The organism is Niastella vici (genome assembly GCF_002077945.1).
Lineage (GTDB): Bacteria > Bacteroidota > Bacteroidia > Chitinophagales > Chitinophagaceae > Niastella > Niastella vici.
Genome location: NZ_LVYD01000085.1, coordinates 34,572 through 43,240 on the forward strand (window position 1 = coordinate 34,572; position 8,669 = coordinate 43,240).

7 protein-coding genes are annotated in these 8,669 nt (G+C 45.8%); 4 read left to right on the forward strand and 3 right to left on the reverse strand.

Features of this window, described 5'->3' with window-relative positions:
* Positions 1-46 precede the first annotated feature (46 nt).
* Positions 47-1,201 carry an acyl-CoA dehydrogenase family protein gene (locus A3860_RS33595; protein WP_081154906.1) on the reverse strand — a complete coding sequence of 385 codons (1,155 nt, stop codon included), beginning with the start codon at positions 1,199-1,201 and terminating at the stop codon, positions 47-49.
* Between the two features lie 165 nt (positions 1,202-1,366).
* A complete protein-coding gene (gene ric, locus A3860_RS33600; protein WP_081154907.1) occupies positions 1,367-2,080 on the reverse strand; it encodes an iron-sulfur cluster repair di-iron protein in 714 nt (237 codons plus the stop codon).
* 255 nt (positions 2,081-2,335) lie between these two features.
* On the opposite strand from ric, the gene A3860_RS33605 reads away from it, so the two are divergent.
* Both A3860_RS33605 and ctlX read left to right on the forward strand, forming a co-directional pair.
* The gene (locus A3860_RS33605) at positions 2,336-3,787 is read left to right on the forward strand and encodes an arginine deiminase family protein (RefSeq protein ID WP_081154908.1); all 1,452 of its coding nucleotides are present in this window, start codon (positions 2,336-2,338) and stop codon (positions 3,785-3,787) included.
* An 18-nt stretch (positions 3,788-3,805) separates the two neighbouring features.
* Positions 3,806-4,738: a citrulline utilization hydrolase CtlX gene (gene ctlX / locus A3860_RS33610; protein WP_081154909.1), complete on the forward strand. Its 933-nt coding sequence runs from the start codon at positions 3,806-3,808 to the stop codon at positions 4,736-4,738.
* Here ctlX and A3860_RS33615 read toward each other — a convergent pair.
* A complete protein-coding gene (locus A3860_RS33615; RefSeq protein WP_081154910.1) occupies positions 4,724-5,608 on the reverse strand; it encodes an SDR family oxidoreductase in 885 nt (294 codons plus the stop codon). The genes ctlX and A3860_RS33615 overlap by 15 nt on opposite strands.
* A gap of 472 nt (positions 5,609-6,080) precedes the next feature.
* Here A3860_RS33615 and pfkA point away from each other — a divergent pair, with 472 nt between their 5' ends.
* Positions 6,081-7,064 (forward strand): 6-phosphofructokinase, encoded by a 984-nt coding sequence (pfkA, locus tag A3860_RS33620; protein WP_081154911.1) that lies wholly within the window; start codon positions 6,081-6,083, stop codon positions 7,062-7,064.
* 65 nt (positions 7,065-7,129) lie between these two features.
* Positions 7,130-8,623, forward strand: a complete 1,494-nt coding sequence (pyk, locus tag A3860_RS33625) for a pyruvate kinase (protein ID WP_081154912.1) — start codon at positions 7,130-7,132, stop codon at positions 8,621-8,623.
* Positions 8,624-8,669 lie beyond the last annotated feature (46 nt).

An 8,669-nucleotide genomic window follows, 5' to 3' on the forward strand; every position in this document is an offset into this window, starting at 1 on the left:
TAAGCGGAATTGATCATTCCGCTTTCGTGAATCAAATGACTGGCGATTACTTCAATATCGACCTGCTGATAACAATGCGTTGTACTTCGCTGGTGCCTTCATAGATTTGGGTGATCTTGGCATCGCGCATGAGGCGTTCTACGTGGTATTCTTTTACATAGCCATACCCGCCATGTACCTGCACCGCTTCAACGGTGACCCACATGGCAGTTTCGCTTGAAAATACTTTGGCCATCGATGAACTTAATGTATAATCGAGGTGCTGGTCTTTTTCCCAGGCAGCTTTTAAACACAATAAACGGGCGCATTCAATGCGGGTAGCCATATCGGCCAGCTTGAACTGAATGGCCTGGTGGTGCATGATCTCCTTACCAAAAGCCTTTCTTTCCTTTGAATATTTGAGGGCCAGTTCATAAGCGCCGCTCGCAATGCCCAGGGCCTGCGAAGCAATACCAATACGGCCGCCGGCCAGCGTTTTCATGGCAAAGGTGAACCCGAACCCATCGCCGCCAATGCGGTTCTCTTTGGGCACTTTTACATCGGTGAAAGTAATACTATGGGTATCGCTGCCGCGAATGCCCAGTTTGTTTTCCTTGGCGCCTACAGCAACGCCGGGCCAGTTCTTTTCAACAATAAAAACATTGATACCCTTGCTTCCTTTTGCAACATCCGACTGCGCCATCACCAGGTAAATAGAAGCGGAAGAACCATTGGTGATCCAGTTCTTGGTACCATTCAGTAAATAATGATCGCCTTTATCTTCTGCTGTTGTATGCTGGGAAGTGGCATCGCTGCCGGCCTCGGGTTCACTTAACAGGAAAGCGCCAATGTGCAACTCGCCATTTTTGCGGCCCTGGGCAAGGTCAACCAGGTATTTTTGTTTCTGTTCTTCTGAACCAAATTTTTCGAGGCCCCAGCAAACCAGGCTGTTGTTTACACTCATGCTCACGCTTACACTGGCATCCACCTTACTGATCTCTTCCATGGCCAGCACATAGCTGATGGTATCCATACCGGCGCCACCATAATCGGGACTCACCATCATACCCATAAAACCCAACTCGGCCAGCTTCAGGACCTGCTCGCGGGGAAATTTCTGGTGTTCATCACGTTCTATTACCCCGGGCAGGCATTCGTTCTGGGCAAAATCGCGGGCGGCCTTTTGTATCATTAAGTGTTCTTCAGTAAGTTGGAATTGCATATCACGAATTTAATAATTGGCCGCAAAAATAACAGAATTCATTACATAAACTAACATTCGTTCGTGTTAATTTTATGCGGGCGGCCAATAAAAAAGGCAAACCATCCACTCCCGATGGCATTCGGAAGCGAACAGCTTACCTTTTACGGGCGTTTTCTTACGATCTTACCCCATCATTTGCACAATCCGGGGGAACAGTACATTATTTTCCAGGTGTATATGTTGGTGCAGGTCGGCCTCAAATGCCTTTAATTCAGCCATACTGATGCGAAAAGTAGTGCAGGCATCGGCCGGCGGCGTGTAATCATTCGTCCATTCCCTTATTTCCGCCATCAGGGTGCCGGCCTCATCATGTTCCGTTTCCATCATATGAATGGGCCCACTGACATACCCGCTGTTGAGGGCCGCCCAGTTGCCATTTTCCTGAATGGCCCTGTCTACTTCTTTTATGCGGGGAAAAAGCACCATTTCTTCTTTTTGCATATGCACGTCCATTTCCTCTTTCAGCGTGGCAAACAGCTGAAATACATGTGGCATATTGGGAAAACGTTCGCCATGTTTCAGGGCAACCCGTTCCAGGTGTTGATAGATCACCGGCATAGCATGTTTAACATATACATGATGTTTCAAAACTATATAATCTACCAGTTGGCTAAGGGTGAAAGCATTTACTAAAGGGTGCGCGCCATTGCCTGTATCAAGTGCCTGCTCCAGTTCTTCAATCACCGGATCAACAGGAATGTTTTTTTCATCACATGCCTGCTGCAGGGTCCTTTTTCCTTTACAGCAAAAATCAAGTTGATACTTTTCAAAAACGGCCGCCGCCTCATGTCTGTCAGCTACAATTGCAGCCAGGGTATGTTGTTTATATTCAAGCATGATAAATATTTTTGTAAAATTCCATCACGATGAAGGGATTGTTTATGACTTCGATCATAGCGCATAAAAAATATTGTAATAATGCAGTAAACCCCGTTTGTATCAGATTTAATCAAAAAATACTCCGGCTTCGTTTTCTTTCCTTCAACATTCAATAAAGGCCATTCAATAATCATTATTTGCCCTTACACGTCCCTAAAACCGGATTCGCTATATTTGAACCCTTCATGATTATTAGAAAAACTTGAAATATCTATGTCCCGTAAAGAAAAAAAAGTAGTTCAGGTAACATCTGAAGTTGGCCGGTTGCGACGATTGCTTGTGCACAGTCCCGATAGTGGTTTGGGAAAGGTAGTACCTTCCAAAGCGCAGGACTGGTTGTTTGAAGACATTGTGCACCTGGAGACCATGCGCAAAAAAGAATATGATTATTACACCAAAGTATTATTGTACTTTCTTGACCCGCAAAAAATACGCGGCCGTTTGCATCAGATCGATGCGCCTGAGAACAGCCGCGATTTTTATAAACCCGAAAAACCCGAATTCTATAAATCAGATAAGGTAGTAGAGCTGGAATGGCTGCTTGCCGACATTTTCGAAGACCAGGAAATAAAACTGAAGCTCGTAGCATCGGTATGCGCGGTGGAAGGTTGTTCTTATGCCACACAAAATGAATTGTTGGAGCTGTCGCCGGTTAAATTATCAAAAGCCATTATCAGCGGCACCGTCGACGATGACCGGCTGCTCTTCCCTCCTATTCCCAACTTTATTTTCACCCGTGATATTGGTATTGTCATCAATGACTATGTGCTGTTGAACAAACCGGCCAAAACGGCCCGGTTGCGCGAAGCCCTGCTGGCCAAATACATTTTCTTCAATCACCCCCTGTTTGAAGCATACCGCGAGAATATTATCGAAATACCCGATACCGCCCACCATTTTCTGCTGCCCCGCGATGGCGATGAAAAGAAGGTGACCCTCGAAGGCGGTGATGTAATGGTAGTACATAAAGACCACTTACTGATCGGCATAAGCGAACGCACCACTATGGAAGCGGCCCGCCAGGTTGTGAATATGCTGTTTGCCCGGAATATCGTTAAAAAGATAACGGTGGTGAAAATACCCCGGCGCCGCGATTATATGCATATTGATACCATCTTCACACAGGTAAAAAGGAATATATGGGTAATGCTGGGCGCCTTCAGTAAAAAAGTGATGAAGCATGAAGGGGCCGACCCCATTGAACGCATTCTGGAAGGCAATAAAAAAGAAGACAAGATCAAGATCATTCAGTTCCGGAAAAAAGATCCGGAGAATCCCGTATATTTTGATAACCTCGAAGAACTGTTGACAGATATCAGCGAGAACGACCTTGCATGCAAAGAGAAAGTAAAATTCATTTACTCAGGTAATAACAAGTTCCCCTTCGATACCCGCGAACAATGGACCGATAGCTGCAATTTGCTGGCGCTGAAAGAAGGCGTGGTGCTGGGATATGACCGTAACGATAAAACCGTGGAGGCATTCCGCGAAGCCGGTTTTAATATTATACATGTTAAAGACCTGCTCGACCAGTTTGAAAAGGAAGAGGTAATGCCCGATGACCTGGAGGATACGCTTATTCTGATACCATCAGCCGAACTATCCCGTGCACGCGGCGGTTTCCATTGTATGAGCATGCCCCTGTTGCGTGAGGATATTGATTAAAGTATTTCAATTGCAACTATGCAAACAACATCACATATATTGATGATAAGGCCGGTGAATTTTGGTTTTAATGCCCAAACGGCCGTGAACAATGCCTTTCAGGTAGCTGGCGCCGATGCAGCCGCCCAGGAAAAGGCGCAAACTGAGTTTGATAATTTTGTATCGCTGCTTCGTACAAATGGGGTCGATGTAAAAGTGATCAACGATACACCGGAGCCGCATACCCCCGATTCCATCTTTCCCAACAACTGGATCTCGTTTCATGAACCGGATACCATTTGTTTATATCCCATGTTTGCAGAGAACCGGCGGCACGAACGCAAGCCCCCTGTTATTCAACAATTACAAAAAACATTTACCATAACCAGTACATTCGATTTTACCGGTTATGAGAACGATCAGCAGTTCCTGGAAGGCACCGGCAGTATGGTGCTCGACCGGGAAAATAAATTGGCCTATGCCTGTTTATCGCCCCGTACGCATCAGTCGGTGCTCGATGATTTTTGTAAGAAGATGGGGTACCGGCCCATACTTTTCACGGCAGTGGATGGAGCGGGCAAGGCCATTTACCATACCAATGTAATGATGTGTGTGGCCGACAGGTATGTGGTCGTTTGCCTGGCATCATTGCCCAACCATGCCGAATACCAGATGGTGCAGGAATATATTGGTAAAACCGGCAAGGAACTCATCAACATCAGTTTTGAACAAATGAATCATTTTGCCGGTAATATGCTGCAGGTGCAGAACCAGGTAGGAGAAAAATTACTGGTGATGTCGAGCCAGGCATATGGATCGTTACAACCAGAACAAATAAAAAAGCTGGAAAGTTATAACCGTATACTGCATGCGCCCCTTACTACCATTGAAACCAATGGCGGCGGCAGTGCACGTTGTATGATGGCGGAGGTGTTCCTGAAACCAACCAGCTCCTTATCACAGCAGGTTTAACCCTTCATCAAAAGGGATGGGTTCAAAACCCAGTTCTTTCCTGGCCTTCTCAATAATAAAACCCGTCTTCAATGGCCGGCGGCCGGGTTGTTTAAAGGTAGAAGCATCAACCTTTACGATCTTTGATGCATCGAGCTGGAATTTGGCGGCCGTTTTAAGCGCGATATCATAAGGTGTTAACCAATCCTTACCCGAAATGTGATAAATACCCGTAGCTTTCTTTTCAATGATCAGCGCTATGCCTTTTGCCAGGTCTTCAACATAAGTGGGTGTACGTACCTGATCGCTCACTACCTGAATGGTTTTACCCTGTTGCAGGCTTTCTTTTACCCAGCTAACGATATTGCTGCGGGTGCCTTTTAATAAATTCCCATACACCAGGCAGGTGCGTACGATCGCAAACGGTATGGTACTGGTTTGCACCATACTCTCGCCCTGCAATTTTGAAAAACCATACAGGCTTATGGGCTTTGTTTCATCTTCTTCCGCATAATTGCCCTGCTCCCCATCAAACACAAAATCGGTAGAAATAAATATGAAGTGACTGCTAAAAGTTTCAGCGTCAGTTAAGATCTGCGAGGTACCCTGCACATTGATGCGTTCGCATTGCTGCGGGCGCAACTCACAATCATCTATCTGGGTCATGGCAGCGGCATGTATCACTACATCGGGCCGTTCCTGGCTCATAACAGCAAATGTTTCCAGTGCATTGGCGATATCCATTTCACGATAAGCGTAGTTACCCGATGGTTGAAACGGTAGCCGTGATTCGCCCCGGCTGGTGGCTATTACCTGATAATTTCTGTCGAGTAATATTTTTGTTAAATGCTGACCTAACAACCCGTTCGCTCCCGTAATTAATACTTTCATCTAAAGATTTTTTTATTGTTTTTAGCCAGGGTGGAACTTATCAGTATGAAACCACATTGCTTTTATATCATACTGAAGTTACATTCTGGCCGTTTCATATCTTTTTATATTATTTCGTTTACTTTCATTCGGTTCAGTAACTCGCTAACTCAATGAAGCTGCTTAATTTATTAAGCCATCCGTTCTATTAAGATTTACTATCTTGAACCACTTTTACACCGTTAACCAGTCGCTAAATCAACTAAACCCTATCCCTTAATAAAACCGCAATAATGGTTAAAAAAAATAGTGTTTCGCAAAAAAAATATCAATTTATAAAACAATTTCCCTGTTTTTTTGAGCCAGCGTGTACTTAATACGTGTATCAAAACAAAACCTTATTTTTGGGCCGCCTTTCCAAAAAATGGTAGACAGCCTTTATCGATTTCCTTTTCAGATTCGAAGATTTATATAAATAAAACAGATTTTTTTCATGGCAAAAAAGGTTTCTAAGATCGGTGTACTTACCTCAGGAGGTGATTCTCCGGGTATGAACGCCGCCATACGGGCCGTTGTGAGAACCGGGAATTATTATGGATTGGAAGTGTTTGGCATCATGCGCGGCTATAGCGGAATTATTGAAAATGATATTATACCCATGCATTCACGCAGTGTGGCCAATATTATTCAACGGGGTGGTACCATCCTGAAAACTGCCCGCTGCAAGGAATTCTTTCAACCCGAAGGCCGTCAGAAAGCATATCAAAACCTGAAAAAACTGGGTATCGATGGCCTGGTGATCATTGGTGGCGATGGTTCTTTCAGAGGTGCTGATATCTTCAGCCGCGAATTCGACATCCCCTGTATCGGTTTACCCGGTACCATTGATAAAGATATTGCCGGAACCGACTTCACCATTGGTTTCGATACTGCCGTAAACACCGCTGTGGAAGCGATCGATAAAATACGCGATACAGCCGACGCACACGACCGTTTGTTCATTATTGAAGTAATGGGCCGCGATGCCGGTTATATTGCCCTGCACAGTGGTATTGCCACCGGTGCTGAACATATTTTAATACCTGAACGCAAAACAGATATTGAAGAACTGGTAGCTTCACTCCAGGAAAAAGAGCGCCGCAAAAAACTGGTGAATATGGTGGTAGTGGCCGAGGGCGATGAGTTTGGCGGCGCCAATGAGGTAGCCAAAGTGGTGAAAGAACGCCTGCCGCTCACCGATACCCGGGTTTGCATTCTGGGGCATATTCAACGCGGTGGTTCCCCAACCTGTCTCGACCGTCTTATTGCCAGCCGTATGGGCTATGCCGCGGTAGAATCCCTGCTCGAAGGCCGGCATAATGTAATGGTGGGCATTCTGAACAACCGCATGCATTATACCCTGCTTGAGAGAGCGGTGAAATCAAAACAAAAGATCAGCGATGAATGGATCAAGATCGTGAAGATCCTGGCCAGCTGACAAACCAGATACTATTCCGGAAACTATCGAATAAACCTGAATTTTAGAAACAAGAAATTAATACAATGGCAAGAGATATTACCAAGTACCTGCACAATGAAATGGATAAGGAAGCAGGCATTCAACATAGTACACATAGAACCAAAATTGTAGCTACCGTAGGACCTGCCTGTGACACGTATGAAAAACTGCTTGAGCTGGTAAAAGCCGGGGTTAATATTTTCCGCCTCAATTTCTCGCACGGCACACACGAAAATAAGGCCCAGATCATTGAGCATATCCGTGCCATTAATACAAAAGAACCGTACAATATTTCCATACTGGCCGACCTGCAAGGTCCCAAATTACGCGTGGGTGAAATAGAGAACGGCGCCCTGTTAATTGAACCCGGCGACATCCTCACCTTTACCTCCAAGGAAAAAGTGGTTGGAACCAAAGAAAAGATCTATGTAAGCTACCCCAACCTGCACGAAGATGTTGAAGTTGGCAACAAGATCATGATCGACGATGGTAAACTGGAAGTGGTGGTGGTTGATATCACCAAGACCGGCGATGTGAAAGTGCGCGTTACCTATGGAGGTTTGCTGTTACCGAAAAAAGGCGTAAACCTGCCCGATACCAAGATATCTCTGCCCGCCTTAACCGAAAAAGACCTGGTTGACCTGGAATTTATCATTGGTCAAAAGGTTGATTGGGTGGCGCTTTCCTTCGTTCGTAAAGCTGAGGATATTATTGACCTGAAGAGAAGATTGACCGAAGCCAAAAGCAAATCAAAAGTTATTGCCAAAATAGAAATGCCTTCGGCCCTGGTCGACCTGCGCAACATCATCCTTGAATCGGATGGCGTAATGGTGGCCCGTGGCGACCTGGGGGTTGAGCTGCCGGTTGAAAAAGTGCCGATGGCCCAACGCGATATCATCCGTAAATGTATCCACCGCGCCAAACCGGTGATCGTGGCTACCCAGATGATGGAAAGCATGATCGACCGCGTAAAACCCAACCGCAGTGAGATCACCGACGTGGCCAATGCCGTGTTGGAAGGCGCCGATGCCGTAATGCTGAGCGGTGAAACCGCCACCGGTAAACACCCGTCCCTGGTGGTTGAAACCATGCGCAAGATCATTCTGGAAGTGGAACGCACCGAATACCGCTACAACCGCGAAGAAGACCTGAAGCCGCTGCCGCATTCGCCTTCGTTCCTGAGCGATGCCATTTGCTACAACGGCTGTAAACTGGCTAAAGATACCAAGGCCGATGCGCTGATCGGGATGACGCAAAGTGGTTATACCGCGTTCGTACTCAGCAGTTACCGTCCTTATTCGCCTTTATATATCTTCACCAAGGAAAAAACCCTGGTGAACCAGTTGAGCTTAAGTTGGGGCGTACGCGCCTTCTATTATGATGAGGAAGAAAGCCTTGATGATATCATGTTCGACCAGATCAGGATCCTGAAAGAAAGAGGTTTTCTTAAAACAGGCGATGTGGTCGTGAACACAGGTAGCACCCCCGTTCACCTGCACATTCCCACCAACGTACTGAAGGTCACGAAAGTTGATTAATATCGACTACTAATAGATTATCGAGTAGGAAGTGAGAGATTAATCC